This window comes from Micromonospora sp. NPDC049060, assembly GCF_040649055.1.
Lineage (GTDB): Bacteria > Actinomycetota > Actinomycetes > Mycobacteriales > Micromonosporaceae > Micromonospora > Micromonospora reichwaldensis.
Genome location: NZ_JBEZEV010000068.1, coordinates 1 through 25,320, shown reverse-complemented (window position 1 = coordinate 25,320; position 25,320 = coordinate 1). Strand labels below are relative to the sequence as shown.

22 protein-coding genes are annotated in these 25,320 nt (G+C 74.0%); 11 read left to right on the top strand and 11 right to left on the bottom strand.

What is annotated here, in order from left to right:
• Positions 1–249: 249 nt before the first annotated feature.
• From AB0B83_RS22065 to AB0B83_RS22055, 3 genes are all read right to left on the bottom strand, one after another.
• Complete coding sequence (locus tag AB0B83_RS22065) at positions 250–1,938, bottom strand: right-handed parallel beta-helix repeat-containing protein (protein WP_357579745.1); 1,689 nt, start codon at positions 1,936–1,938, stop codon at positions 250–252.
• 455 nt (positions 1,939–2,393) lie between these two features.
• Entirely contained in the window at positions 2,394–4,394 is a 2,001-nt protein-coding gene (locus tag AB0B83_RS22060; protein WP_357579744.1) for a hypothetical protein, read from the bottom strand.
• Between the two features lie 272 nt (positions 4,395–4,666).
• Complete coding sequence (locus tag AB0B83_RS22055; protein ID WP_357579743.1) at positions 4,667–6,148, bottom strand: aminopeptidase P family protein; 1,482 nt, start codon at positions 6,146–6,148, stop codon at positions 4,667–4,669.
• A gap of 204 nt (positions 6,149–6,352) precedes the next feature.
• Between AB0B83_RS22055 and asnB the strand changes: the two genes are divergently transcribed.
• Complete coding sequence (gene asnB, locus AB0B83_RS22050; RefSeq protein WP_357579742.1) at positions 6,353–8,314, top strand: asparagine synthase (glutamine-hydrolyzing); 1,962 nt, start codon at positions 6,353–6,355, stop codon at positions 8,312–8,314.
• Positions 8,315–8,474: 160 nt separating this feature from the next.
• Here the strand turns inward: asnB and AB0B83_RS22045 are convergent, their stop codons facing one another.
• Positions 8,475–9,593 (bottom strand): lytic polysaccharide monooxygenase, encoded by a 1,119-nt coding sequence (locus tag AB0B83_RS22045; RefSeq protein WP_357579741.1) that lies wholly within the window; start codon positions 9,591–9,593, stop codon positions 8,475–8,477.
• Positions 9,594–9,869: 276 nt separating this feature from the next.
• Positions 9,870–10,244, bottom strand: a complete 375-nt coding sequence (locus AB0B83_RS22040; protein WP_357579740.1) for a nuclear transport factor 2 family protein — start codon at positions 10,242–10,244, stop codon at positions 9,870–9,872.
• A gap of 65 nt (positions 10,245–10,309) precedes the next feature.
• Between AB0B83_RS22040 and AB0B83_RS22035 the strand changes: the two genes are divergently transcribed.
• On the top strand, positions 10,310–11,245 hold the full coding sequence (locus AB0B83_RS22035; protein ID WP_357579739.1) for a PfkB family carbohydrate kinase: 936 nt from the start codon (positions 10,310–10,312) through the stop codon (positions 11,243–11,245).
• Positions 11,246–11,362: 117 nt separating this feature from the next.
• On the opposite strand, the gene AB0B83_RS22030 is transcribed toward AB0B83_RS22035, so the two are convergent.
• Both AB0B83_RS22030 and AB0B83_RS22025 read right to left on the bottom strand, forming a co-directional pair.
• Positions 11,363–12,190, bottom strand: a complete 828-nt coding sequence (locus AB0B83_RS22030; RefSeq protein ID WP_357579738.1) for an MBL fold metallo-hydrolase — start codon at positions 12,188–12,190, stop codon at positions 11,363–11,365.
• Entirely contained in the window at positions 12,187–12,591 is a 405-nt protein-coding gene (locus tag AB0B83_RS22025) for a hotdog domain-containing protein (protein WP_151457646.1), read from the bottom strand. The genes AB0B83_RS22030 and AB0B83_RS22025 overlap by 4 nt, the downstream gene beginning before the upstream one ends.
• A 188-nt stretch (positions 12,592–12,779) precedes the next feature.
• Here AB0B83_RS22025 and AB0B83_RS22020 point away from each other — a divergent pair, with 188 nt between their 5' ends.
• On the top strand, positions 12,780–13,814 hold the full coding sequence (locus AB0B83_RS22020) for a phosphatase PAP2 family protein (protein ID WP_357579737.1): 1,035 nt from the start codon (positions 12,780–12,782) through the stop codon (positions 13,812–13,814).
• A gap of 15 nt (positions 13,815–13,829) precedes the next feature.
• Here the strand turns inward: AB0B83_RS22020 and AB0B83_RS22015 are convergent, their stop codons facing one another.
• The 3 genes from AB0B83_RS22015 to AB0B83_RS22005 all read right to left on the bottom strand — a co-directional run bounded on the left by AB0B83_RS22015 (position 13,830) and on the right by AB0B83_RS22005 (position 16,124).
• Positions 13,830–15,194: a PH domain-containing protein gene (locus AB0B83_RS22015; RefSeq protein ID WP_357579751.1), complete on the bottom strand. Its 1,365-nt coding sequence runs from the start codon at positions 15,192–15,194 to the stop codon at positions 13,830–13,832.
• Between the two features lie 137 nt (positions 15,195–15,331).
• A complete protein-coding gene (locus tag AB0B83_RS22010; RefSeq protein ID WP_357579736.1) occupies positions 15,332–15,871 on the bottom strand; it encodes a PH domain-containing protein in 540 nt (179 codons plus the stop codon).
• Positions 15,872–15,893: 22 nt separating this feature from the next.
• Positions 15,894–16,124, bottom strand: a complete 231-nt coding sequence (locus AB0B83_RS22005) for a hypothetical protein (RefSeq protein WP_357579735.1) — start codon at positions 16,122–16,124, stop codon at positions 15,894–15,896.
• A gap of 278 nt (positions 16,125–16,402) precedes the next feature.
• Between AB0B83_RS22005 and AB0B83_RS22000 the strand changes: the two genes are divergently transcribed.
• The 7 genes from AB0B83_RS22000 to AB0B83_RS21970 all read left to right on the top strand — a co-directional run bounded on the left by AB0B83_RS22000 (position 16,403) and on the right by AB0B83_RS21970 (position 23,508).
• Positions 16,403–17,515, top strand: a complete 1,113-nt coding sequence (locus AB0B83_RS22000) for a MoxR family ATPase (RefSeq protein WP_132238733.1) — start codon at positions 16,403–16,405, stop codon at positions 17,513–17,515.
• Positions 17,494–18,498 carry a DUF58 domain-containing protein gene (locus tag AB0B83_RS21995; protein WP_357579734.1) on the top strand — a complete coding sequence of 335 codons (1,005 nt, stop codon included), beginning with the start codon at positions 17,494–17,496 and terminating at the stop codon, positions 18,496–18,498. The genes AB0B83_RS22000 and AB0B83_RS21995 overlap by 22 nt, the downstream gene beginning before the upstream one ends.
• Positions 18,495–19,445, top strand: coding sequence for a VWA domain-containing protein (locus AB0B83_RS21990; protein ID WP_132238736.1), 951 nt, complete (start codon positions 18,495–18,497; stop codon positions 19,443–19,445). Before AB0B83_RS21995 ends, AB0B83_RS21990 begins: the two co-directional genes overlap by 4 nt.
• A gap of 654 nt (positions 19,446–20,099) precedes the next feature.
• The gene (gene fabG, locus AB0B83_RS21985) at positions 20,100–20,804 is read left to right on the top strand and encodes a 3-oxoacyl-ACP reductase FabG (protein ID WP_151457585.1); all 705 of its coding nucleotides are present in this window, start codon (positions 20,100–20,102) and stop codon (positions 20,802–20,804) included.
• 35 nt (positions 20,805–20,839) lie between these two features.
• Positions 20,840–21,607 carry an enoyl-ACP reductase FabI gene (gene fabI, locus AB0B83_RS21980; RefSeq protein WP_357579733.1) on the top strand — a complete coding sequence of 256 codons (768 nt, stop codon included), beginning with the start codon at positions 20,840–20,842 and terminating at the stop codon, positions 21,605–21,607.
• 112 nt (positions 21,608–21,719) lie between these two features.
• Positions 21,720–22,784, top strand: a complete 1,065-nt coding sequence (locus AB0B83_RS21975; protein ID WP_357579732.1) for a ferrochelatase — start codon at positions 21,720–21,722, stop codon at positions 22,782–22,784.
• A 97-nt stretch (positions 22,785–22,881) separates the two neighbouring features.
• Positions 22,882–23,508, top strand: coding sequence for a hypothetical protein (locus AB0B83_RS21970; RefSeq protein WP_357579731.1), 627 nt, complete (start codon positions 22,882–22,884; stop codon positions 23,506–23,508).
• A 69-nt stretch (positions 23,509–23,577) separates the two neighbouring features.
• On the opposite strand, the gene AB0B83_RS21965 is transcribed toward AB0B83_RS21970, so the two are convergent.
• Positions 23,578–24,372: a hypothetical protein gene (locus AB0B83_RS21965; RefSeq protein ID WP_132238744.1), complete on the bottom strand. Its 795-nt coding sequence runs from the start codon at positions 24,370–24,372 to the stop codon at positions 23,578–23,580.
• A 222-nt stretch (positions 24,373–24,594) separates the two neighbouring features.
• On the opposite strand from AB0B83_RS21965, the gene AB0B83_RS21960 reads away from it, so the two are divergent.
• On the top strand, positions 24,595–25,320 hold a 726-nt coding region (locus AB0B83_RS21960), incomplete at its 3' end, for a DUF3097 family protein (protein WP_357579730.1).

The window sequence follows — 25,320 nt, the reverse complement described above, 5'->3', positions numbered from 1 at the left end:
CTCGCGGGCATATGCGAAAGAACCCCGCATTAGGTCCGGGGTGCCCTCTGGCCGGTGCGGACGGTCCGCGCCGGCCCATCCACCGCAGCGACGTCGGTAGGGGAGTCCGCAGGAAAACGGGTGCTCTCGGCGCGGAACAGCCCGTTCGGCGGAAGAACGGCCACGAGGGCCGGGAGCGAGAGGGCTCCTCCGGCCGCCGGGGCGGCTCGTGGAGGAGCCCTCTCTCTATGTGGTGTCGCTCTCGGGTGTTCAGGCGAAGCAGCGGTCGGGGATGACCGTGCTGCCCTTGCAGTTCGTCGGCCGGTTGTCCTTCACGGCGGACTTCCGGTCGATCAGGACGCCGTCGTTGTTGGTGAAGATGCCACCCGGCGGCGCGGTGGCGACGTTGTGGACCACCTTCGTGCTGATCAACTTCGTCCGGCCGAAGTCGTTCAGGATGCCGCCGCCCACCCCGTACTCGCCGACCGCCTGGTTGCCCAGCACCTCGCTGTCGCGCAGGGTGACGGTGCCCTCGTCGTTGTACAGACCCCCGCCGCCCCCACCTGCGGCGACGTTCTCCTTGATCACGCTGTGCTCGATCACGGCGTTGCTGCCTCCGCCGACGCCGACGCCGCCGGCCTCTCCGTCCGCGTAGTTCCTGGCGACCACGACCTTCTCCAGGGACAGCCTGCCGTCGCTGAAGGTGACCAGCCCGCCCGCGTCCGTGCCGGCGGTGTTGTCCGTGATCTCGCTCTGCGTGAGCACGATGTCGCCCCTGTTGTCGAAGACGCCACCGCCGATGGACGAGGTCCGGTTGTGGCTGATGGTGCTCTTCCACACCCAGACGGTGCCGCCGCCCACCGTCGTGCCGTTCGGGGTCGTGCCGTTGGCGATGCCGCCGCCGCCCAGCCGGGCGCTGTTCTTCGACACCTTGGACTCCTCGACCCGCAGCACCCCGACGTTGAAGATGCCGCCGCCGAAGCCGCTGGCGCTGTTCTCCTCGACCGAGGTGTGGCGCAGGTTGGTGGTGCCGAAGTTGGCGATGCCGCCGCCGTTCCAGCCGGCGTGGTTCTGCACGATCCTGCTGTGCTCCAGGTCGGCGCGACCGCCCCGCTGGACCAGGATGCCCGCCCCGTCGGCGCCGGCGGGCGCGGCCGTCGCGGTGCCGTCCGGCCGGGCCGTCGGAGCGGCCGGCAGTTCGGCGGCGGCGGTGGCCGGGCCCTTGGGTGCCGTCATCGCCGGTCCACGGGCCGGTTCCGCCGCGGCCGCCGCAACCTCCGTCGGCTTCGCGCGCCCGAACGAGCTGACCGGTGCCGGGACGGTCTTCGCGGCGACGGTCTGCCCGCCCTTGACGGTCACGTCCTTCAGCGTCAGGTGACCGCCACTACCGACGTTCAGGATCCGGAAGCGCTCGGCCTCGGCCGCCCTGACGATCGCGGTGCCCTCGCCCTTGAGGACGATCGACTCCTTGATCACGGGCAGGCCGTTGCCGTACTCGCTGCGCGTCAGCTCGTACGTGCAGTGCCTGGCGAGCTTCAGCGTCGCGCCGTCGGTCCGGTTGGCGTGGATGATCGCCTGGATCAGCTTGTCGGTGTCGCAGGGCACCTCCGTCACCCGACCGTCGTGCCCGCGGTCCTTGTCGCCGCTCCAGTCACCACCCGACCAGGCGTTCCCGCCCTCGGCGGCGGGGTTGCCGCCGGCCTCGTCGTCGGCCTTGCCAGCGTCCTCGTCGGTCCTGCCGGCGTCGCTGACGTTCTGCTTCGGGGCCGACGCCTGGGCGTCGGAGAGCCGCTCGGAGTCGCCGGACTTGTCGTCGCGGGCGGCCAGGCCGCCCAGCGCCGCCAGGCCGACGACGCCGGTCAGTCCGGCCACCCCGGCAGCCAGCCAGAGTTTGCGCCGCCCTCGCATCGGTGTGCCCACGGGCGGGCCACCGTCAGGTCTCGTTACGTCATCGGACATCAGAGCCTTCCGCCCTTTCCTGCTCTCACGGGGACCGCACCACACAAGACGGCGCGATAAGCCACAAATGGGTTGCAGCCTCTGTAGACCACCGTATGAGAACGATTCTCGCGATGGTGCGTTATCCGAGTAATCCACACATTCGCCTCACGTCGGCTGTCGCTCCGCAGCGGGCCGCTACCGGGCAGGGGCACCACCTGGGCAGCACAAACACCCGCAGGGACAGCTGACCGGCGCTCGCCGGCTCGACGAATTGCCCCAGTGAAGGCGCCCCCGCCTGCTGGCCGGCGACCGGCGCCACCAGGAGGGCGCCCGCGCGTGAAGTTCCGGTGCGGCCCGGCCACCACCAGGACAAGGTCGTACGCGAAGTTCCGGCGCGGCCCGGGGCAGGCCGTCGTGACGACCCTTCCCGGGCGGCGCCGGAACGCGCTGCGCAGCGCCGACTGTCCGCCCGATCAGCCGAAGCAGTTCGGAACCGGGGTCGGGCTGCCCTCGCAGTTCGTGGGCTTGTTCCGGATGATCACCGTCTCGTCGTCGACGGTGACTCCGTCGTTGTCCGAGGAGACGCCTCCCGGCGCGAGGAGCGACGAGTTCTCGGTGATCCGTGACCTGATCACGGAGATCCTTCCGCCCTGGTTGTAGACCCCGCCCGCGACCTGCAGGTCCACGGCGACCCGGTTCCGGTCGACCTCGCTGTGGAAGATCACCACCTGGCCGCTGTCGTTGGCGACACCGCCGCCGTTGCCCCGGGTCACGTTCTCGTTGACCTTGCTGTTCGAGATCGACAGTCCGCCGAAGACCGCGGCGAGGTTGGCGATGCCGCCGCCGTCGCCGTCGGCGGTGTTGCCACGGACGGTGCTGTGCTGCACGTACATCGTCCCCGCGTTGCGGATACCGCCGCCGCTCGCACCGCTCTGGTTGCCGAACACGTGGCTGCGCTTGACGGTCGTGGCGACGTTGGGGTTGCCGCCGCTCTGGATGCCGCCGCCCGAGCCCTCGGCGATGTTGTGCGAGATCGTGGTGTCGGTGACGACGGCGGAGGCGACGTTCTCCAGTCCGCCGCCGGTGTCGCCGCTCTGGTTGTGGCTCACCCGGACGCCCTCGAGGAAGAGCTGACCGACGTTGCGGATCCCGCCGCCGCTGCCCACGGCGGTGTTGTCGGTGACCTCGCTGCCGTGCCTGCCCTCCTCGCGGTCGTCGCCCCTGTCGTCCTTCTCGTTGTCCCGGCCGGGACCGCCCGCGTCCCGGGCGGCCGAGGCGCCGCCAGCGGCCCCCGCCGTGGTCCCGTCCCCGACGACCGCCTTGCCGTCGGCGTCCAGGCCGGCCGGGGCTTTGGTGTCGGTGCCGTCGGGGTTGAGGCCGCCGGGAGCTTTGGTGTCGGTGCCGCCGGGGGCCTTCGTGTCGGTGCCGCCGGGGGCCTTCGTGTCGGTGCCGTCGGTGTCCAGGCCGGCAGGGGCCTTCGTGTCGGTGCCGTCGGTGTCCAGGCCGGCGGGGGCCTTCGTGTCCGTGCCCGCGGGATCCGTGGGCCCGGCGGGGGCTTCGGCGCCGGTGCTCGGGGCGGTGCGCCCGTCGGCCGACGGGGCGGTCCCGTCGGTGCCGCTGAGGTCGCCCGGGGTGGTGTCGTGGTGCCCCGTGCCGGCCGCGTTCTTCTCTCCGTCGGTGTGCTCCTCGCCCTTGCCGTCCGGGCCGGTGGCACGCGTGGACAGGATCCGGGTGACGCCGAAGTTCGTGACACCACCGCCGGCGCTGCTGCTCTGGTTTCCGGTGATGCGGCTGTCGAAGATGGTCGCCCTGCCGCCGGCCTGCACCAGGAGGCCACCGCCGCCCAGCCCGGGCTGGGCGAACCCGCCCTTGACCGTGAGGTCGTGCAGGGTCAGGTCGCCGCCGACCCCCACGTTGAAGATCCGGAAGGCGGCGGCGTTCGTGGCGCGCAGGACTGTGGCGTTCTCGCCCTCGATCGTGACCGGTCGGACGATCTCTGGCAGGCCGTTCCCCTCCCGGCTCAGCGTCAGCAGGTACGTGCAGTCACGCGCGAGCTTGAGCGTCCCACCGTGACCGGCGTTCACCCGGTTGAGTTCGACGATCAGTCTGTCGGTGTCGCAGGGCACGTCCGTGACGTCCTGCTCCTTGTCGTTGCGTCCCTTCTCGGCCGGTCCCTTGCCGGCCGCTCCGGGGTCCTGTCCGCCGGGATTCATGCCGGCGGCCGCAGCGTCGACCCGGTCGTCCGGGCCCAGCGGTGCCTCAGCCTGCGCGGCCGCCCCGGTGAGCTGCCGGCCGGCCACGTTCCCGAGGCCGCCCGTCGCGGATGCGCCCGGCAGCGTGACCACCCCGCTGGCAGCCAGGCCGACCGCGCCGGTCAGGCCGGCCACTCCGGTGGCGACCCACAGGACGCGCCGCTTGCGGCGACGCCCCGTCGGGCCCCCTGCCCCGGTTGCTTCGGACTGATTGGTTGACATGTGCTCTCACCCACATCTTTCGTATCCAACGGGCACGTACCGCCGCAGGAGGCGTAAGCAGCCCTGAATCGGTTAGACAGGTTCGGTGTCAACATAAGTGAGCTGTCTTCGCGATGAGGATGAAAGTGAAAGTCCTGCGCTTTCGGGGCGTTATGCGGACGGATCCCGCCGGCAGTGCCGTGCGGCGACATCGCCGCCGCCGGTGGCCGGACGGCGAACAGCCCGGCCGCGACGGGGGTCGCGCCGGGCTGCGGCGAGGATGCGGGGTGCGGTCAGTCCGGCAGTCGCGGACCCGCCTCGCGCTGCTCGGCCAGCCAGGTCTCCACCTCGCCGGCGGCGCGCGGCAGCCCGGCGGAGAGGTTCACCGCGCCGGTCGCGGTGACCAGGATGTCGTCCTCGATCCGGATGCCGATCCCGCGCAGCTCCTCGGGAACCAGCTCGTCCTCCGGCTGGAAGTAGAGCCCGGGCTCGACGGTGAGCACGTAGCCCTCGCCCAGCGTGCCGTCCCGGTACTTCTCCTTGCGGGCGTTCGCGCAGTCGTGCACGTCGATGCCGAGCATGTGGCTGGTGCCGTGCAGCGTCCAGCGCCGGTAGACCGTCGACCGTTCGTCCATGGCCTCGTCGACGCCCACCGGCAGCAGACCCAGGTCGGACAGCGCCTGGGCGAGCACCCGCATCGACGCCAGGTGGACCTCCCGGAACGCCACCCCGGGGCGGATGGCGTCGATGCCGGCCTGCTGCGCGGCGTGCACGGCGTCGTAGACCTGGCGCTGGAGCGGGCTGAACCGGCCGTCGACCGGCAGCACCCGCGTGACGTCGGCGGTGTAGAGGTTGCGGTTCTCCACGCCCATGTCCATCAGCAGCAGCTCGCCCGGCCGGGTGGCGCCGTGGTTGTGCACCCAGTGCAGGATCGTGGCGTGCTCGCCCGCGCCGACGATCGAGCCGTAGCCGACGTCGTTGCCGTCGTACCGGGCGCGCAGCGCGAAGATCCCCTCCAGCAGCCGCTCCGACACGCCCCGGTCCGCCGGCAGCGCCCGGGCCACGTCCTCGAACCCCCGGACGGTGGCGTCGACCGCGTCCTGGAGCTGGGCGATCTCCCACTCGTCCTTGACCAGCTTCAGCTCCGAGATGGCGATCGCCAGCTCCCGGTCGCGGGCCGGCTGGCCCTCGGCGCGGTGGCCGTCGTACGGGCGCACGGCCGTGTCCACCCGTGGGTCGAAGCCGCGCAGCACCCGGGTACGCCCCGGCGCCAGGTCGGCCAGCGTCGCGTCCAGCTCGGTCAGGTCCGCCGTGGGCAGGCCCAGCTCGGCCGACTTCTCGGCCAGGGTGTGCCGCCGGCCCACCCACAGCTCGCCGTGCCGGCTGCGGAAGAACTCGTCGGTCAGCCGCGACGACCGGGGCCGCATGTAGAGGGTGGCGTCGTGGCCCGACCCGTTCGGCCGCAGCACGAGCACCCCGTCCGGGTCGTGGTCACCGGTGAGGTAGACGAAGTCGCTGCCCGGCCGGAAGGGGTGGTCGGTGTCGTTGGCACGTACCTTCTCGCCGCCGGTGGGGATCACCAGGGTCTCGCCCGGGAAGGCCGCCGAGAGCGCGGCCCGGCGCTTGGCGTGGTGGGGCACCTCGGGCCGCGGGCCGACCGGCAGGGTGGTGTCCCGCCAGCCCTGCCGCATGAACGCCAGGAACGCCTCGGGGAAGTCCGGGTCGTGCGACCCGGTGCCGTCCGCCGGCCTGCTGTCGGTGCGTCCCTCGGTCATGCTCCGCCCCCTCCGCATCCCCATCGTCGCAGGTCAGACGGTACCGCGCGGCGCGGCAGCCGGATCGCGCCGGGACGGGCGGCGGCCGGCGAGCCGGGCGGTGGGCGATCCGGAGCGCGCGGAACGCGCGGGCCGGGCAGCCTCGCGGCGTGGAGCCCAGCGGTGCCGCGACGCCCGCTCGGGCCGCGTGGAAAGATGGCGACCATGTGCGGACTCCTGGCCTTCTTCAGCGCGCGCGGCGACGCCGCCGCCCACCGCGACAACATCGCCGGGGCGTTGGAATGCCTGCACCACCGCGGACCGGACGAGACCGGTGTCGAGGTGGTCGGCGACGCCTCCGGCCGGTACGCGGACGGCGTGTTCGCGCACAAGCGGCTGGCGATCATCGACGTGGCCTCCAGCCAAGAGCCCCTGTCCTACGCGAACGGGCGCTACCTGCTCACCTTCAACGGCGAGATCTACAACTACATCGAGCTGCGCGAGGAGCTGATCCGCAGCTTCGGCGCGCAGTTCGCCACCGCCGGTGACGGAGAGGTGATCGTCGCCGGCTACCACTACTGGGGCGAGCAGGTGCTCACCCGGCTGCGCGGCATGTTCGCCTTCGTCATCTGGGACCGGCAGGAGCGCCGCGCGTTCGGCGGCCGGGACTACTTCGGGATCAAGCCGCTGCACTACCTGGAGACCGCCGACGGCCTCTACCTGGCCTCGGAGAAGAAGGCGCTGCTGCCCTTCGCGCACTCCAACTACCAGGGCGACGCCGGCATCGACACGGCCAACCTGAGCCACTACCTGACCCTGCAGTACGTGCCCGAGCCCGGCACCCTGCACAAGGGCATCAGCCGGATCGGCTCGGGTGAATACCTGACCTGGACCCCGGGCGGGCGGATCGACGTGCGCCGGTGGTACCGGCCGGTGTTCCGGCCCACCCCTGTCGACGACGAGCAGCGGCTCTACCACGAGATCCGGGAGACGCTGCGGGAGAGCGTCCGGATGCACATGCGCTCCGACGTGCCGGTCGGCTCGTTCCTCTCCAGCGGCATCGACTCGACCGCGGTGGTCGCCCTGGCCCGGGAGTTCAACCCGAACATCCTGACCTTCACCGTCGGCTACGACGTCCCGGGCTACTCGGAGATCGACGTCGCCCAGGACTCGGCCCGCCACCTCGACGTGACGACCATCCCGACCAAGATCGGGCCGTACGACATGATCGAGGCGCTGCCGAAGATCGTCTGGCACCTGGACGACCCGGTGGCCGACCCGGCCCTGGTGCCCCTCTACTTCGTGGCGAAGAAGGCCGCCGAGCACGTCACCGTGGTGCTCTCCGGTGAGGGCGCCGACGAGTTCTTCGGCGGCTACACCATCTACCGCGAGCCGCTGTCGTTGAGCTCGGTCAACGGGCTGCCCGACGGGGTGCAGAAGGGGCTGCGGGCGGTCTCCAAGGCCATCCCGCAGGGCGTGAAGGGCAAGAGCTTCCTGGAGCGCGGCACCACCCCGATCGAGCAGCGCTACTACGGCAACGCCCGGATGTTCACCGAGGAGGAGAAGCAGCACCTGCTGCGCCGCTACGACCCCTCGGTCCGCTACACCGACGTCACCGCGCCCATCTACGCCGAGTGCACCGAGCTCGACGACGTCACCAAGATGCAGTACGTCGACCTCTACACCTGGCTGCGCGGCGACATCCTGGTCAAGGCCGACCGGATCTCGATGGCGCACTCGCTGGAGGTGCGGGTGCCCTTCCTGGACCGGGCGGTCTTCGACGTGGCGGCACGGATCCCGGTGGACCTCAAGCTCCCGCCCCGCTCCGACGCCACCAAGTACGCGATGCGCCAGGCGCTGCAGGGCGTGGTGCCGCCGGCCATCGTCAACCGCAAGAAGCTCGGCTTCCCGACCCCCACCCGGGTCTGGCTGCGCGGCGAGATGTACGAGTGGGCCCGGCACGTGCTGTCCACCTCGGGCGCCGGTGACCTGCTCGATCTGTCGTACGCGATGCGGCTGCTGGAGGAGCACAAGCGGGAGGAGGCCGACCACTCCCGCAAGGTGTGGACGGTGCTCATCTTCTGCATCTGGCACGCCATCTTCGTCGCCAAGACCCTCGACCCGGGCATCCAGCGCAACCAGTCCGCCCTGCTCACCAAGCCCGTGGTCGGCTCGATGGTCCGCTGACCCGGCCACTGAAACCGGGCCCCGCGCCCTGGCCGTCGGCCACACGCGCCTGGCCGTCGGCCGCGCCGTCGATCAAGAGGTTTGCGTCCCCGGACTCGTTCCCGGGGACGCAAACCTCTTGATCACTTCAGGGGCCGAACCTGGGGGCCGGGTCGGGGTCTCAGCGGCCGGAGCAGGTGACCGTGGGCAGGGTGTTGGTGCCGTTGGTGGTGGCGACGAAGCCGAAGGTCGTGGTGCCCTCCGGGGCTATCGTGCCGTTGTAGGGCGCGTTGGTCACGGTGACCGACGAGCCGGATCCGCTCAGCGTGCCGCTCCAGAGGCTGTTGATGGTCTGCCCGCTGGGCCACGTCCAGTTGGCCGTCCAGCCCGACCAGGTCGACGAGCTGTGGTTCATGATCATGACCTCGCCCTGGAAGCCGCCGTTCCAGGTGCCGACCACCTTGAAGATCGGCATGCAGTCCCCGCCGTGCGGCGGGGGCGTGGTCGGGTTCGGCGGCGGCGTGGTCGGGTTGGGCGGCGGGGTCGTCGGGTTGGGCGGGGGAGTGGTCGGGTTGGGCGGCGGCGTGCCGCCCGGGCCGACGCCGGTGACCTCGCCGTTGCCGCCGTCGAAGGTGACGTCCGAGCAGCCGAAGAAGTTCTCCTGGCTGTCGGAGCGCACCCAGCGCGAGTAGATGAGGTGCCGGCCGCTCTTGTTGGTGGGCAGGTTGCCGCTGAAGTAGTAGTGCCCGTCGTTGGTGCCGCTCGATCCGCGCTGCGGCGGGTTGGTCACCGTCAGGAACGGCTCCTCCAGGTCGCTCCAGGCCAGCGGCCGGCCCGGGCTCCAGCTGTCCTTCGTGACGTAGAAGTAGAACGTGCCCGGGTGGTGGGCCCAGTTGCTGTAGCGGAACTCCATCCGGGCCCCGGCCGTCAGGTGGGTCAGCGGCCAGTCGGTGCGGGCCAGGTCGTAGCCGGCGAAGCCCGGGTTGCCGCCGCTGCACAGCTTGCCGTCCGGGATGAAGCCGACGGTCCGGCCTGCGGCGTCGGAGCGCAGCACGCTGAACCAGTTGTAGAGCGAGTTGGCCCCGCTCTGCGCCACGGCGGCGGAGCACGCCGGGTTGTTCGGCTTGATCTCGCCGGTGGACGAGAGGCCGTCCTTCCAACAGAGGAAGGTGCGGCTGCCGGGGGCCATCGGGGTGCCGTGCGCGGCGGCGGGGTCGGGCCCCGCCGTCAGGACGACGGCGCCGGCGAGAAGGGTCGCGGCCGCGGTGAGCAACGCGGCCATACGCGATCGGTGGGACACGGGGGTTCTCCTCACTCGTGGGACGGGGGAGTCCCACGGGCAACGCGCGGGGTGGCAGCACCGGCCGCCCCGCTGCGACGCGGGCAAGACGGTCGCGGCGGACGTGCCCCGGCGCGGATGGCCGGCGTACGTGCGCCGTCGGCGGCCCGACTCGCGGGCCGGTGCCCTCGCGTGGTTGTGAACCCGGCGCCGGCGGCGCGGCAGCCCCCGCACCGCCCGGCAAGCGCCATCCCACCACGGGACGGTGACGAGGCGCAATAGCCGTTGCTCGATGTGTCAGTAGCGCTCGACGAGGTGTTCCCGGCCGGGCGGCGGCTCGTAGGGCTCCGGCCAGAACTCGGTGACCTCGCGGACGAGACCGGCTTCGTCGAGATCGAGGAAGCTCGCGGCGGGAACCTCCTCGCCCGCGAGGACACAGGTGATCCAGGCGGCGGCGTGCCGACCCGAGGCCACCGCCCGGGTCACCGTGAGGTGCCAGTCGCCGGGGTACTCCTGGTTGAGGCGCAGGAACGACTCCCGGCCCACGACCCGTTCGCGGGTCTGCGGCAGGTGGTAGACCACGTCGTCGGCGAGCAGCCGGCCGAAGGCCGCCCAGTCCCTCGCCTCCAAGGTTGCCCAGTAGGCCGATACCGTGGCTTCAGCGCTCGTCATGGCGCGTACTGTGCCAGCCTGGTACGACAAGATCGCTCGGCACGCGGCGTGGACGGAGGACCGCAATGGGATACGCGGTGGTGCTCGGCGAGGCACTGGTCGACCTGCTCGACACCGAGCGCGACGGCGAGCCGGTCTACCGGCAGGCCGTCGGCGGTGGGCCGCTGAACGTGGCGGTCGCCGTCGCCCGGCTCGGCGGCGCGGTGCAGTTCGTCGGGTCGCTCGGCGACGACGTCCTGGCCGGGCGGATCCGCGACTTCCTGACCGGCGCGGGCGTCGGCCTGGCCGGTGCGGTCACCGTTGCCGCCCCGACCGCGCTGGCGGTGGCCACCTTCGCCGGCCCGGAGCCCGACTTCCGGTTCTACGGCGTGCCGCCCTCCTACGGCCTGCTCGGCCCCGACGACCTCGACGCCGACCTGGTGGCGGGAGCCGACGTCCTCTACTGCGGGTCGATCGTGCTGCTCCAGCCGCCGGCGCTGGCCGCCGCGCGCCGGGCCTGGGGGCTGGCGTCCGGGCTGCGGGTCTTCGACCCCAACGTCCGTCCCCGGCTGCTCGACGGGCCGACCGCGCTGGCCGGGCTGCGCGAGGTGGTGGCCGAGTTCGCCGCCGGCGCCCACCTGGTCAAGCTCAGCGCCGCCGACGCGAAGCTGCTCTACCCGGGCGAACCCGAGGAGGGCGTGGCGGCCTACCTGCGGGAACTCGGCGCGGGCATCGTGGTGGTCACCCTCGGCGCCGCCGGCGCGGTGGTCGCCGCCGCCGGCGCCGATCCGGTACGCGTACCCGCGCCGAAGGTCGCCGCGGTGGACGCCACCGGCGCGGGCGACTCGGTGATGGGCGCGCTCGTCGCGGAGTTGCTGGCCGGCGGCGAGCCCACCGATCCGACGGGCTGGCACGAGCGGGTGGCGTTCGCGCTGCGGGTCGCCGGCCTGGTCTGCGAGTCACCCGGCGGCGCGACCGCCATGCCCACCCGCGCGCAGGTTGACGCCCGCTTCACCCGCTAGGCCGGCGGCCGGGCCCGCAGGGCCCGGACGGACCAGTCGAGGGCCGGCGCCAGGCTCTCGGGTGCCGGCCAGCCGTGACCACGGAGAGCAGCCGCAGGTGACGCAAGGCGGTCGCCGTCAGGCGGTGCCGTCGAGTTCGGCGTAGCCGCGGCGGGCGGCGTGCAGGGCGGGACGGGCGCCGAAGGGCGCCTCGGCGGCGACGCGCTCCGGCGGGGCGCCGCCGGTGTGACCGGCGCGGATGAGCCAGGCCAGCTCGACGAGCTGGGCGTGCTGCGCGCGCACGAACGCCGCGTCGACCGGCTCGCCGTGCCCCGGCACGACCACCGTGGCCGGGGTGGTCGTCCGCAGCAGCTCGGCCACCGTGTCGGGCCACTGCAACGGGTACGACTCCTCGAAGGCCGGCGGGCCGCTCTGCTCCACCAGGTCCCCGGCGACCAGCACGTCGACGTCGGGCACGTGCACCACCAGGTCACCGGCGGTGTGCCCGCGACCGGGGTGGCGCAGCACCACCCGCCGGCCGCCCACGTCGAGCACGGTCTCGCCGTGCACGGTGTGCGTCGGCGCCAGCAGCTCCGTGCCGGCCACCTCGGCGGCCAGCACGGGGTGCGTGTCGCGCAGTTCCGCGTACGCCTCCCGGCGCAGCCGGTCCGGCTCGCGCATCGCCTCGGCGGCCAGCTCGTGGGCGTACACCGGGCGGGGCGGGTCGGCGGCGAGGGTGGCGTTGCCGAAGCAGTGGTCGAAGTGGTGGTGGGTGTTGACAAGCGTCCACGGATGGGGGGTGACCGCCCGGGCGGCGGCGGCCAGCTCGGCGGCCTGCCCGGCGGTGGAGAGCGTGTCGACCAGCAGGGCGGCCCCGTCGCCGACGACGAGCGTGACGTTGACGTGCAGCAGCGGCTCGCGCAGCACGTGCACCCCGTCGGCGACCCGCGCGAAGCGGGCGGTCACGACGACCGCGCGGCGCGTTCCACGAAGCGCTGCCGGTCGACCAGCACCCGCTCCACCCGGCCCTCGGCGACCGTCTCGTCGCCGTCGCTGACGCTGACCTCGAAGTACAACCGCCGCCCCTCGACCGCGGTCAGCCGGGCCTGCGCCACCACCGTGCGCCCCACCGGGGTGGCCGCCCGGTGGTCGAGCTCGACCCGGGTGCCGACGGTGGTCGACCCGCCGGGCATCCGGGCGGCGGTGGCCGCCACCGTGGCGGCCTCGGCGAGGGCGAGCACCCGGGGCGTGCCCAGGACGGGCACGTCTCCGGAGCCGACCGCCTGGGCGGTGTCGGTGTCGGCGACGGTCAACTCCACCCGGGCGGTGAGGCCCGGGGTCAGCGCGGGCTCCGGCTGCTCCTGCATGGCCAAAGCCTAGACGAGGCGGCGGCGGGCGGCGGGGCGTGCGCGTCGGTCGCCCCCACCGGCGCACACCGCCCCTGGGCGACGCGGAACCGGCGTACCCGGCCGCCGGTTCCGCCGGGCCCGAGAGGACGGCGCGGCCGGGTGGTCGGCGTGGGTCGATGCCGCCCGCGCCGCTAACCTTGACCGCGATGTCTGTCGCGACCGACCCCCAGCCCCCCGCCCGGACCGAGCCCCCCGCCGCACCCGACGGCGGGCGTCGTCGCGTGGTCGCGATGACACTCTGGGGGGTCGCCTTCGTCGCCGGTTGGCTCGGCATCGGCCTGCCGACCGACCCGGCGTACGCGTTCCTGTGGATCTGGGCGGGGACGATCGCCTGGAACAGCAGCCGGCCGTGGCGCAGCCACCTGCGCTTCGCGCGGGACTGGGTGCCGGTGGTGCTGCTGCTGGCCGTCTACAACCTGTCCCGGGGCTTCGCCGACAACGGCGCCACCCCGCACGCGTACGAGCTGATCGTCGCCGACCGGGTGATGTTCGGCTGGGCGACGGGCGGGCAGGTGCCGACGACCTGGCTCCAGGAGCACCTCTACCGGCCCGAGGTGCACTGGTGGGACGTCGCCGTCAGCTGGGTCTACTTCTCGCACTTCGTGGTGGCGCTGGCCGCCGCGGCGGTGCTCTGGCTGCGGGACCGGGGGCGGTGGGCGGCCTTCATGCGCCGCTGGGGCTTCCTGTGCGCCACCGGCCTGGTCACCTACTTCCTCTACCCCGCCGCCCCGCCCTGGTGGGCGGCGCAGAACGGGCTGCTGGAGGAGGTCGCCCGGATCTCCACGCGCGGCTGGAAGGCGTTCGGCATGCACGGCGCCGGCAACCTGCTCAACGCCGGGCAGATCGCCTCCAACCCGGTGGCCGCGATGCCGTCGCTGCACACCGCGTTCGCGCTCTTCGTGGTGCTGTTCTTCCTGCGGCAGACCCGCCGCCGCTGGTGGCCGCTGCTGCTGGCGTACCCGCTGGCGATGACGTTCACCCTGGTCTACTCGGGCGAGCACTACGTCATCGACGTGCTGGTCGGCTGGGCGTACGTCGGGATGACCTTCCTCGCGGTCGGCCTGGCCGAGCGCTGGTGGGCGGCCCGCAAGGCCCGCCGGGCCCCGGCGACGGAGTCCGATGCCGCGCCGGCCGATCCGCCGGCCGCCGCCGAGCCGCCGCCGGTGACGGCGGCCCACTGACCGCCCCGGGCGGGGTCAGCCCGCCCGGCGGGCCGCGCGCGAGCGGGCCGTCAGCTCCGCCGCCAGGGCCCACGCCTCGGCGAGGTCCCGGTCGCGGGCGGCCGCGCCGGCGCCGCCGGCGGTATCGGCGTGCACCGTCGCCAGCCGCAGCCGCCGCTGCGCCGGCCCCTGCACGACCCGCACGCTCTGGATCCGGGCGTACGGCACGAGCGCCAACTGCCGGGTGAGCAGGCCGGAGCGGACGGCGAAGACCCGGTCGTCGAGCCCGGCGCCGAGCACGCCCCGGCTCAGCGGGTTGAGCCAGCGGGCCCGCGTCGGCGGCGGGCTCAACGGCAGCGCGGCCAGCCGCACCCCGGGCAGCACCTCGGTCACGATCGCCTCGCCGGTCGCCAGGTCACCGACGGGGAGCAGCCGGTCCGGCCGGTTGCGCTCGTCGGCCTCGCCGGCGGAGTAGCCGGCCACCTCCAGGCGCAGCCGCAGCCAGCCCTTGACCCGCCACAGCAGCGGCCAGGTCACCCCGACGGCCTGCACCCGGTCCAGCGGCACGGTCTGCGCGCGGGTCTCCAGCAGGCCGTTGCGGATCCGCAGCGTGCCCTCGTCCCGGGCGAGCCGGAAGTTCCAGTCGTCGAGCACCCGCCGCACCGGTTGCAGCAGCACGCCGGCCATGGCGGTGAGGGTGCTCGCCACCGCGACGAACGACCAGGAGTCCTCGGAGAGGAACTGCGCCACCACGAACGCGACGCCGAACGGGATCATGAACGCCTGCGGGGTCAGCAGCTGGCTGACCAGCAGGTCGTTGTTGGCCACGGCGTGCAGCGGCCGGCCGGGCGGTGGTGCCGGCGTCCCCGCCGGTCCCGCGGCCACTCCCGCCGGCGGCGCGCCCGGCTCGACCGCGATCCGTCCGGCGAGGGCGAGCAGCCGCTGGCGCAGCGCGCTCGCCTCGGCGACGCTCAGGTAGGCCAGCGGCGCCTCCGTCTTGCCCCCGCCCACCACCTCCAGCCGCAGCTCGGCCAGGCCGGTGAGCTGGGCGAGCAGCGGGCGGACCACCTCGACGGCCTGGAGCCGCTCCAGCGGGATCGCCCGGGTGCGCCGCCAGAGGAGGCCCTCGTGCACCCGCAGCTCGCGGCCCACCACGTGGTAGCCGGTGTAGTACCAGCTCACCACGGCCAGCACGGTGGCGCCCAGGGCCAGCACCACCGCCATCAGCGCGAACCAGCCGAAGCCGACCCGCGACAGCGTCGACCACGACAGGCCGGCGATCACCACGACCAGGGACTTGGCGCCGTGCAGGGCGGGACTGAGCGGGTGCAGCCGCTGCCGTGGCTCGGCGCCCTCGGGCGCCCCGGCGGACCAGACCGGCCCCGGCGGCACGGGCCCGATCGCCGGGGGCGCGGAACTGGACCCGGCGTCGCGCCATGCCGCCTCCGGCGGCACATCGGGTCCGGGCGGCTCCGGCGGGACGCCCGGCTCCGCCGGGGACGGTCCGGCGTGGTCCGTGCCCCGGGCGGCCGGGTCGCTCACAGGCCCTCCGCCCGGTCCTCGCCCAGCGCGGTGAGCCGGTCGCGCAGCCGGGACGCCTCCGCCGGGCGCAGCCCGGGCACCCGGGCGTCGCTCGCCGCGGCGGCCGTGTGCAACTGCACGGTGGCGAGCTCGAACGCGCGCTCCAGCGGCCCCGCGCTGACGTCGACGAACTGCATCCGCGAGTACGGCACGATGGAGAGCCGCCGCACCAGCAGCCCGTGCCGGACCAGCAGGTCGTCCTCCCGCTCCGCGTAGCCCCAGGCCCGTACGGCGCGGACGATCGTCACGCCCCGCAGGACGCCGAACAGCAGTACCAAGCCGAGTGCCGCGCCGAGGAAGCCACTGCCGCTGAACGCCCAGCCGACGCCCAGCCCGAGGGCGAGGACGATCAGCACCAGCGCCAGGCGGATCAGCTCCACCCAGATCAGGTCGGACGAGATCGGCTGCCAGCGGACGGTGTCCGGCCACGGCTCCAGGGGGCCCGCCGGCGGTAGGGGTGGCGCCGGCGGCGGGCCGGCGGACCCGTCACTGCTCACCGGGGACATCCGTTGTGCGCGCTCACCCTTCGAGCGTAGGCGATCCGGGCGCCGGTACGACCTCCCGGAGGAAGCCACGGGCGTCGAGGAAGTCGCCGAGGGTGGCGCGGTGCGCGGTGCACGCGAGCCAGGTCTTGCGTCGGTCGGTGTCGTGCAGCCGGGGATTGTTCCACCTCAGCGCCCAGTGGGCGGGGGCACGACAGCCGCGGGACGAGCAGACCAGCGGCTCGTCGGCGGGAAGGGGGCTGCTCATCCCGGCCAGTCTAGGGGCGGTGGCGGCACCGGAAGTTTGAGCGCCGGGCGGCCACGGGGGGAGCCGCCCGGCGACGGGTGAATGGTACACGCGCGGGGCCCATCCCTGTCCACCCGTGAGCGGCGATTTCGTACCGCCCGACGGCGTGGCGGGCCCGCGACCCGGCATCGGGGACGCGGCGGCGAGAATCGGCTTCTCCCCACCTCGGCACTCAGCCGGGCATGCGAGTCTTGATACGCACCACGCCGCGCGACAACCGATCATGCTGTGGAGGACCGGTGGCCCAGCCGACCACGCCCGACGCCCCGACGCCGAACGGGACGGGCCCGGAGACACCCGAGCCGGTGACCACGCCGGCCGAGGACGCGACCCTGCTCGAGCGGGCGCTGTTCGAGATCAAACGGGTGATCGTCGGGCAGGACCGGATGGTGGAGCGGATGTTCGTCGCGCTGCTCGCGCGGGGCCACTGCCTGCTGGAGGGCGTGCCGGGGGTGGCGAAGACCCTCGCGGTGGAGACCCTCGCGAGGGTGGTCGGCGGCTCCTTCGCCCGGGTGCAGTTCACCCCCGACCTGGTGCCCGCCGACATCATGGGCACCCGCATCTACCGCCAGTCGAGCGAGAAGTTCGACGTCGAGCTGGGCCCGGTGTTCGTCAACTTCCTGCTCGCCGACGAGATCAACCGGGCGCCGGCCAAGGTGCAGTCGGCCTTGCTGGAGGTGATGAGCGAGCGGCAGGTCTCCATCGGCGGCGAGAGCCACCGGGTGCCCGACCCGTTCCTGGTGATGGCGACGCAGAACCCGATCGAGCAGGAGGGGGTCTACCCGCTGCCCGAGGCCCAGCGGGACCGCTTCCTCATGAAGATCGTCGTCGGCTACCCGACCGACGCCGAGGAGCGGGAGATCGTCTACCGGATGGGGGTCGCCCCGCCGCAGCCGGCGCCGGTCTTCACCACCCCCGACCTGATCGCCCTGCAACGCAAGGCGGACCAGGTCTTCGTGCACAACGCCCTGGTCGACTACGCGGTCCGGCTGGTGCTGGCCACCCGCGCCCCGGCGGAGCACGGGATGCCGGACGTCGCCCAGCTCATCCAGTACGGCGCCAGCCCGCGCGCCTCGCTCGGCCTGGTCCGGGCCACCCGCGCGCTGGCGCTGCTGCGCGGCCGCGACTACGCCCTGCCGCAGGACGTGCAGGACATCGCACCGGACATCCTGCGCCACCGGCTCGTGCTCAGCTACGACGCGCTCGCCGACGACGTGCCCGCCGACCACGTGGTGCACCGGGTGATGTCCACCATTCCGCTGCCCTCGGTCGCGCCCCGGCAGCAGGCCACACCGGCACCCATGCCGACCTCCGCGCCGCCCGGCGCCGGTTGGCCCGGGCAGCGCCCGTGACCTCACCCGCCCGTCGGCCTGCCGACGTCCCCTCCGACCGCACCGAGGCCGTCCTGTCGCGGCTGCAACTGATGGTCACCCGCAAGCTCGACGGCCTGCTCCAGGGCGACTACGCCGGCCTGCTGCCCGGGCCGGGCAGCGAGGCGGGGGAGTCCCGGGAGTACCGCCCCGGCGACGACGTACGCCGGATGGACTGGCCGGTCACCGCCCGCACGACGATGCCGCACGTCCGGCGTACGGTGGCCGACCGGGAGCTGGAGACGTGGCTGGCGGTGGACCTCTCGGCGAGCCTGGACTTCGGCACCGGCCGGTGGCTCAAGCGCGACGTCGTGGTGGCCGCCGCGGCGGCGCTGGCCCACCTGACCGTCCGGGGCGGCAACCGGATCGGCGCGGTGATCGGCAGCGGCGGCGGCACGAGCGCGCCGGCCCGCCGGTGGCGCGCCGCGCCGCCGGTCGCCGGCCCGGACGTCTACACCCGGCTGCCCGCGCGCTCCGGCCGCAAGGAGGCCCACGCCCTGCTGCGGGCCATCGCCGGCACCGAGATCCGCCCCGGGCGCAGCGACCTGGGCACGCTTGTCGACATGCTCAACCGGCCGCCCCGGCGCCGGGGCGTGGCGGTGGTCATCTCCGACTTCCTCGCCCCGCCGCAGCGGTGGTCCCGGCCGCTGCGTAAGCTGCGCGTCCGGCACGACGTGGTGGCGATCGAGGTGGTCGATCCCCGGGAGCTGGAGCTGCCCGACGTCGGGGTGCTGCCGGTGGTCGACCCGGAGACCGGCGAGCTGCACGAGGTGCAGACCGCCGACCCGCGGCTGCGCCACCGCTACGCCGAGGCGGCGGCCGCCCAGCGGGCGGAGATCTCCGCGGCGCTGCGCGGCGCCGGCGCGGCCCACCTGCGACTGCGTACGGACCGAGACTGGCTGCTCGACATGGTGCGTTTCGTCGCCGCGCAGCGGCACGCGCGCACCAGGGGGACGACACGATGATCCGCTTTCTGCAACCGTGGTGGCTGCTGGCCGTGCTGCCGGTGCTCGCCCTCGCCGCGCTCTACGTCTGGCGGCAGCTGCACCGCCGGGCGTACGCGATGCGGTTCACCAACGTGGACCTGCTGCGCACCCTGGCGCCGAAGGGGCTGGGCTGGCGGCGGCACGTGCCGGCGACGGCGTTCCTGCTCTGCCTGCTGGTGCTGGCGACCGCGCTGGCCCGGCCGTCGGTCGACACCCGGGAGCCGCTGGAGCGGGCCACCGTGATGCTCGCCATCGACGTGTCGCTGTCCATGCAGGCCGACGACGTGGCGCCGAACCGGCTGGAGGCGGCCCAGGAGGCGGCCAAGCAGTTCGTCGGCGAGCTGCCGGAGAGCTACAACCTTGGGCTGGTCTCGTTCGCCAAGTCGGCGAACGTGCTGGTGCCACCGGGCAAGGACCGGGACGCGGTGACCAGCGCGATCGACGGGCTGGTGCTGGCCGAGGCGACGGCGACGGGCGAGGCGGTCTTCACCTGCCTGGAGGCGATCCGGTCGGTGCCGGCCGACGGCGCGGCGGGGATCCCGCCGGCCCGCATCGTGCTGCTCTCCGACGGGTACCGCACCTCGGGCCGGTCGGTGGAGGAGGCGGCCGCCGCCGCGCAGGCGGCGAACGTGCCGGTCTCCACCATCGCCTTCGGCACCGACTCCGGGCAGGTGGACATCGGCGGCCAGCTGCAACGGGTGCCGGTGGACCGGCTGGCCCTGGCCGACCTGGCCGAGGCCACCGAGGGCTACTTCTACGAGGCGGCGTCGGTGAGCGAGCTGAAGCAGGTCTACCAGGACATGGGCAGCTCGATCGGGTTCCGCACGGAACCCCGCGAGGTCACCCAGTGGTACGCGGGCGTGGCCCTGCTGCTGGCACTCTGCGCGGGGGCCCTCAACCTGCTGTGGTCCTCGCGGATGCTCTGACACGTGGGTCCGGCGGCCGCCGCGTCCCGGCGGTCGGTGCCCGTCGCCGGTGTCAGTGCGCGGCGCCGCCGGCGAGGACGAAGACGACGGCCACCCAGACGGCGGCGAGGGTGAAGCCCAGCGGGGCGACGTAGCGGCTCATGGACGGCTCCGGGCGGCGACTGGACGGTCCGCGCGTGCGGGGGCGGACCGCAGAGGGGTGGGTCGGGACGCGCACACGAAGTCGTGACCGGGCGGCTCCCGGCGCGGCGCGGCCGACCGGCGCGGGGCCGGTGACCGGGCGGGGCGGGGAGCGGAGCTGGGTCAGCTCACCTGCTGAGTCGTGGCTCAGCGGGGCTGACGTTCGGCCCGGCCACGACTGGGAGGATCGCTATCTCGCACAGCGATCACCTCCTGCGGTCGGCGGGGCCCGGAAGCGGACCGCACGGCCCGCAAACGCGGATCATCGTACACCCGCCGGTCGCCGTCGCCGCACTCGGCCGAGCGGCCGGACGGACCTCGACCGAGGGGGCCCGCCGCGTCGCCGGCGGGGCGGGGCAGGGGCCGGTGCCGGGCGACGCCGCGCCGGCCCGGACGTGCACGCCGTTAGCGCTTACCTGCCGGTAACGCCTAGGCTCCGACCGACCGGGAGATCACTGAACTACAGGGGGAACCGTGGCCCGTACCGTCCTGGTGACCGGCGGCAACCGGGGGATCGGCCTGGCCATCGCGCAGGCCTTCGCGAAGCAGGGCGACCGGGTGGCGGTGACCCACCGCAGCGGCGAGCCACCCGAGGGGCTGTTCGGGGTCCGCTGCGACGTGACCGACTCCGCGTCGGTCGACGCGGCGTTCACCGCCATCGAGGCCGAACTGGGGCCGGTGGAGGTGCTCGTCGCCAACGCCGGGATCACCGACGACACGCTGCTGCTGCGCATGTCGGAGGAGCAGTTCACCCGCGTGCTGGACACCAACCTGACGGGCGCGTTCCGGTGCGCCAAGCGCGCCTCGGGCAAGATGCTGCGCGCCAAGTGGGGCCGGATGATCTTCATCTCCTCGGTGGTCGGCCTCTACGGCGGCCCAGGCCAGGTCAACTACGCGGCGAGCAAGGCCGGCCTGGTGGGCGTGGCCCGCTCGATCACCCGCGAGCTGGGCAGCCGCAACATCACGGCGAACGTCGTCGCGCCCGGCTACGTGGAGACCGACATGACCGCCGGCCTGCCCGAGGACCGCAGGACCGAGTACCGCAAGGCCATCCCCGCCAACCGGTTCGCCCAGCCGGACGAGATCGCGGGCGTGGTCACCTGGCTGGCCGGCGACGCCGCCGGCTACGTCTCCGGCGCCGTCATCCCGGTCGACGGCGGCCTCGGCATGGGCCACTGACAAGCGGTCACTGAGAACTACGGAGGAATCCCTGCATGTCCGGACTGCTCGCCGGTAAGCGGCTGCTGATCACCGGCGTCATCACCGACGCCTCGATCGCCTTCTCGGTGGCGAAGCTCGCCCAGGAGAACGGGGCGCAGGTCGTGCTCACCGGCTACGGCCGGCTCTCCCTCGTGGAGCGGATCGCCAGGCGACTGCCCGAGCCCGCCCCGGTGATCGAGCTGGACGTCACCGACGCCGACCATCTCGCCGGGCTCGGCGACCGCGTGCGCGAGCACGTCGACGGCCTGGACGGGGTCGTGCACTCGATCGGCTTCGCCCCGCAGAGCTGCCTCGGCGGCGGCTTCCTCGACGCCCCCTGGGAGGACGTGGCGACCGCGCTGCACGTCTCCACGTACTCCTACAAGTCCCTCGCGATGGCGGCGCTGCCGCTGATGTCCGCCGGCGGCGCGGTGGTCGGCCTGACCTTCGACGCCACGAAGGCGTGGCCCGTCTACGACTGGATGGGCGTGGCCAAGGCCGGGCTGGAGTCCGCCTCCCGCTACCTGGCGCTGCACCTGGGCAAGCAGGGCATCCGCAGCAACCTGGTCGCCGCCGGGCCACTGCGCACCATCGCCGCCAAGTCGATCCCCGGCTTCGATCAGTTCGAGGAGGCCTGGGCCGAGCGCGCGCCGCTGGGTTGGAGCCTCACCGACCAGGAGCCGGCGGCGCGGGCCTGTCTGGCGCTGCTGTCCGACTGGTTCCCGGCCACCACCGGCGAGATCGTGCACGTCGACGGCGGCTACCACGCCATCGGCGCCTGACGTGTGAGGAAGGGCCCCCTGCAATCGCAATCCGCATAGCAGGGGGCCCTTCCTCACACCCCGGACCAGGGGGCGCGCCCGGCGGGGACGGCCACCGGGAAGAATGGGAGCCATGGCGTACGACGCGGTGGTCCTGGTGTCCTTCGGCGGACCGGAACGGCCCGAGGACGTGATGCCGTTCCTGCAGAACGTGACCCGGGGGCGGGGCGTGCCGCCGGAGCGGCTGGCAGAGGTCGCCGAGCACTACCAGCACTTCGGTGGCGTGTCGCCGATCAACGAACAGTGCCGGGAGCTGCTCGCGGCGGTCCGGGAGGACTTCGCCGCCAACGGCGTCGACCTGCCGGTCTACTGGGGCAACCGGAACTGGGACCCGATGCTCGCCGACACCGTGGCGCAGATGCGCGACGACGGCGTCACCCACGCCCTGGCGTTCGTGACCAGCGCCTTCGGCGGCTACTCCTCCTGCCGGCAGTACCAGGAGGACATCGCCGCCGCCCGTGCGGCGGTCGGGCCCGACGCCCCGCTGATCGACAAGCTCCGCCAGTTCTGGGACCACCCCGGCTTCGTCGAGCCGCACGCCGACGCGGTACGGGCGGCGCTCCGCCGCCTCGACCCGGCGAAGCGCGACGGCACCCGGCTGGTGTTCACCGCGCACTCGGTCCCGAACTCGATGGCCGCGAACGCCGGCCCGCACGGCGGCCGGTACGAGGCGCAGCTCGCCGAGGTCGCCCGGCTGGTCCACGCCGCGGCCGCCCCGGACCTGCCCTGGGACCTGGTCTGGCAGAGCCGCTCCGGCCCCCCGCAGGTGCCGTGGCTGGAGCCGGACGTCAACGACCACCTGCGTACGCTGGCCGAGGCCGGCACCACCGGCGTGGTGGTCAGCCCGATCGGGTTCGTCTCCGACCACCTGGAGGTGGTGTGGGACCTGGACACCGAGGCGCGGGAGACGGCCAGGCAGCTCGGGCTGGACTTCGCCCGGGCCGCCACCCCCGGCACCGACCCCCGGTTCGTGGCAATGGTCCGCGAGCTGGTCCGCGAGCGTACCGACCCGGACGGGACCGGCCTGCGCCGCCGCCTCGGCGAGCTGCCCATGTGGGACACCTGCCCCACGGTCTGCTGCATTCCGGCGCGCCGCCCCACCGCCGCCACCCCGGCCTCCGGGCACCCGACGCCCTGATCCCCATGACCATCGGATCCACGTCGCCGTCACTGCGTACCGCCCGCCACACCCCGGCGTCCCCGCGGGCCCGCAGCGCGGAGACGGTGGCCGCACGGTGACCGCGACGCCCACCGCACCCCGGACCGCCGGGCCTCGCCCCACGAGGGCACGCCTCGTCGCCCGGGCACTGTCCGAGGTGCTCTCGCCGCCCATCCTGCTGGCCGTCACCGGCGTCGTGGTCGCCGCAGAGACCGCGACGACCCTGCCGCGCGGACTGCTGGCCGGTGCCACGGCCCTGCTGTTCGGTGGCGTACTGCCGATGGCGTGGATCCTCACGGCCGTACGCCGCGGCGGCCTCACCGACCACCACATCACCCAGGTCCGACGGCAGCGTCACCTGCCCCTCGCCGTGTCCCTCGCGTGCGTCGTCGCCGGCGCCGCTCTCCTGGCGGCGATGGGCGCCCGGCCCGTCGCCGCGCTGTTCCTGCTGACCGCGGCCACCCTGGTGCCCGCGATGGTGGTGACGGTGTGGTGGCAGGTGTCCATCCACTCCGCCGTCGCCGCGGCGACCGCGCTGTCCCTGATCGCACTGTGGGGGCCGTGGGCGGCGGTCGGCCTCGCCGTGGTGGCCGCGCTCGGCTGGTCCCGGCTGGAGTTGCGCGCGCACACCCTGCCGCAGGTGGTCGTCGGGGTGGCCCTCGGCGTGGCCGTCGGCGCGGGGGCGTGGCCGCTGCTCGCCTGACCGGTCGCGGCACGCGTCGGCCGGACCGGGAGCGCTGCGACCCGGGGGCGGTGTGACCCGCGCTCGCGATCAGGGGCGCAGCGGGGCGTTGCAGGCGGCCACCAGCGCCTGCCGGCAGGCGGTCGTCAGCGGGCGCAGCGCGGCGTCGCGCTGCTGGGCCTCGTAGTTGTTGATCGCGCCGCCCGGCGCCGCGTGCCCGGCCAGCGCGAGCACCCGGTCGAGCACGGCGGCCCGGGCGAAGAGCCGCCGGGCCCGCGGGTCGAACCCGGGCGGCAGGTCGGTGGCGCCGTCGGGCCGGCGCAGCGCCTCCAGCGCCCCGGCCAGCTCGGGTCGCCACTGCGCGACGTCGAGCCGGGTCAGCGCGGCGGTCGTGTCGGCCAGGGCCACCGCCAGCTCCGCCTCGGCCTCGGCCGCGCCGGGCAACGCGAGGGAGGCGGCCGGGGCGTCGGCCGGCAGCGGGTAGACCCGCCAGAGGACCGTCTCGAAGGTGTCGCCGGAGCCGGACGTGTGCGTGCGCACGTGCGGGATGAGCCCGAGGCCCCCGGCGACGACCGCCTCGCCGGCGACCAGCGCCGCGCCGGCGAAGTCGCCCGGCCCGGGCAGCCCGCGCGGGTCGCCGGGCGCGGGCAGCACGAGCCGGATCTCGTCGGGCGAGAGCTTCGCGAGGGTGGGTAGCGCCTGGGGCAGGGGTACGTCGGTCCAGGTGCCGGGCGCGTCGGCGACCAGGTGCTCCTCGTCGCCGGCGATGGCGTCGGCGACCTCGTCGAAGGGCACCAGCCCGGCGCGCCATGCGCGCACCCAGGCCACGAACCGGCTGGACCGGCGCGGTGTGAGAGTGGCCGCGCCCGCTGCGGGGGTGGACATGCCGAAAGGGTACGTGGTCACCGCCGCCCCTGTCTCGACTGCCGCTCCGACTGTCCGCCGCCCCGCTGATCATGCACCCCCCGTCCCGTCGATCATGGAGTTGTGGTGGGTGGATCGTCGACCTCTGCCCCTTTCGCGGGCCACCACAACTGCATGATCGCCGCGGCGGGGGCGGCGGCGTGTCGGGTGCGGGGGGCGGGGCGGGCGGTTAGCTTGATCGGCATGGGGCGGTACGCGGACGATGTGCTGGCGGGGGACTGGCGGCGGCGGAAGGTCACGCCTGAGGTGGACGCCGAACCGGACCTCGTGGTCGAGGACGCCGACTCCGGCTTCTGCGGGGCGGTGGTCGGCTTCGAGGCCGGCGCGGTGGTGCTGGAGGACCGGCACGGCCGCCGGCGCAACTTCCCGCTGCTGCCGGCGGCGTTCCTGCTCGACGGGCGGCCGGTGACGCTGCGCCGGCCGACCCGCGCCCCGGTGCCGGCCGCCCGCCGCCGCACCGCCTCCGGCTCGATCGCCGTGGACGGCGTACGCGCCCAGGTCGCCAGGGCCAGCCGGATCTGGGTGGAGGGCATCCACGACGCCGCCCTGGTCGAGCGGATCTGGGGCGACGACCTGCGCATCGAGGGCGTGGTGGTGGAGCCGCTGGACGGCATCGACGCGCTCGACGCCGAGGTGCGCGACTTCGCCCCGGGCCCCGGCCGGCGCCTCGGCGTGCTCGTCGACCACCTGGTCGCCGGCTCCAAGGAGAGCCGGATCGTCGCGAAGGTGACCTCCCCGCACGTGCTGGTCACCGGGCACCCGTACGTCGACGTGTGGCAGGCGGTCAAGCCGGCGGCGCTGGGCATCCGGGCGTGCCCAGCCGCTCGACCAGCCCGTGGAAGAAGTTGTCGCCGTCCGGGTCGACCCAGATGTCGCACTGCTTGGCGACCTCGACGAGCTGGACCCGGG

Bases quoted from the DNA above. Each gene is read 5' to 3' on its own strand.
- AB0B83_RS22025 (WP_151457646.1), bottom strand. From the start codon at position 12,591: ATGCAGGAGCAGCCGGAGCCCGCGCTGACCCCGGGCCTCACCGCCCGG.
- AB0B83_RS22060 (WP_357579744.1), bottom strand. From the start codon at position 4,394: ATGTCAACCAATCAGTCCGAAGCAACCGGGGCAGGGGGCCCGACGGGG.
- fabI (WP_357579733.1), top strand. From the start codon at position 20,840: ATGTCCGGACTGCTCGCCGGTAAGCGGCTGCTGATCACCGGCGTCATC.
- AB0B83_RS21975 (WP_357579732.1), top strand. From the start codon at position 21,720: ATGGCGTACGACGCGGTGGTCCTGGTGTCCTTCGGCGGACCGGAACGG.
- AB0B83_RS22020 (WP_357579737.1), top strand. From the start codon at position 12,780: ATGTCTGTCGCGACCGACCCCCAGCCCCCCGCCCGGACCGAGCCCCCC.
- AB0B83_RS22065 (WP_357579745.1), bottom strand. From the start codon at position 1,938: ATGTCCGATGACGTAACGAGACCTGACGGTGGCCCGCCCGTGGGCACA.
- AB0B83_RS22055 (WP_357579743.1), bottom strand. From the start codon at position 6,148: ATGACCGAGGGACGCACCGACAGCAGGCCGGCGGACGGCACCGGGTCG.
- AB0B83_RS21990 (WP_132238736.1), top strand. From the start codon at position 18,495: ATGATCCGCTTTCTGCAACCGTGGTGGCTGCTGGCCGTGCTGCCGGTG.
- AB0B83_RS21965 (WP_132238744.1), bottom strand. From the start codon at position 24,372: ATGTCCACCCCCGCAGCGGGCGCGGCCACTCTCACACCGCGCCGGTCC.
- AB0B83_RS22005 (WP_357579735.1), bottom strand. From the start codon at position 16,124: ATGAGCAGCCCCCTTCCCGCCGACGAGCCGCTGGTCTGCTCGTCCCGC.
- AB0B83_RS22040 (WP_357579740.1), bottom strand. From the start codon at position 10,244: ATGACGAGCGCTGAAGCCACGGTATCGGCCTACTGGGCAACCTTGGAG.
- AB0B83_RS22035 (WP_357579739.1), top strand. From the start codon at position 10,310: ATGGGATACGCGGTGGTGCTCGGCGAGGCACTGGTCGACCTGCTCGAC.
- asnB (WP_357579742.1), top strand. From the start codon at position 6,353: ATGTGCGGACTCCTGGCCTTCTTCAGCGCGCGCGGCGACGCCGCCGCC.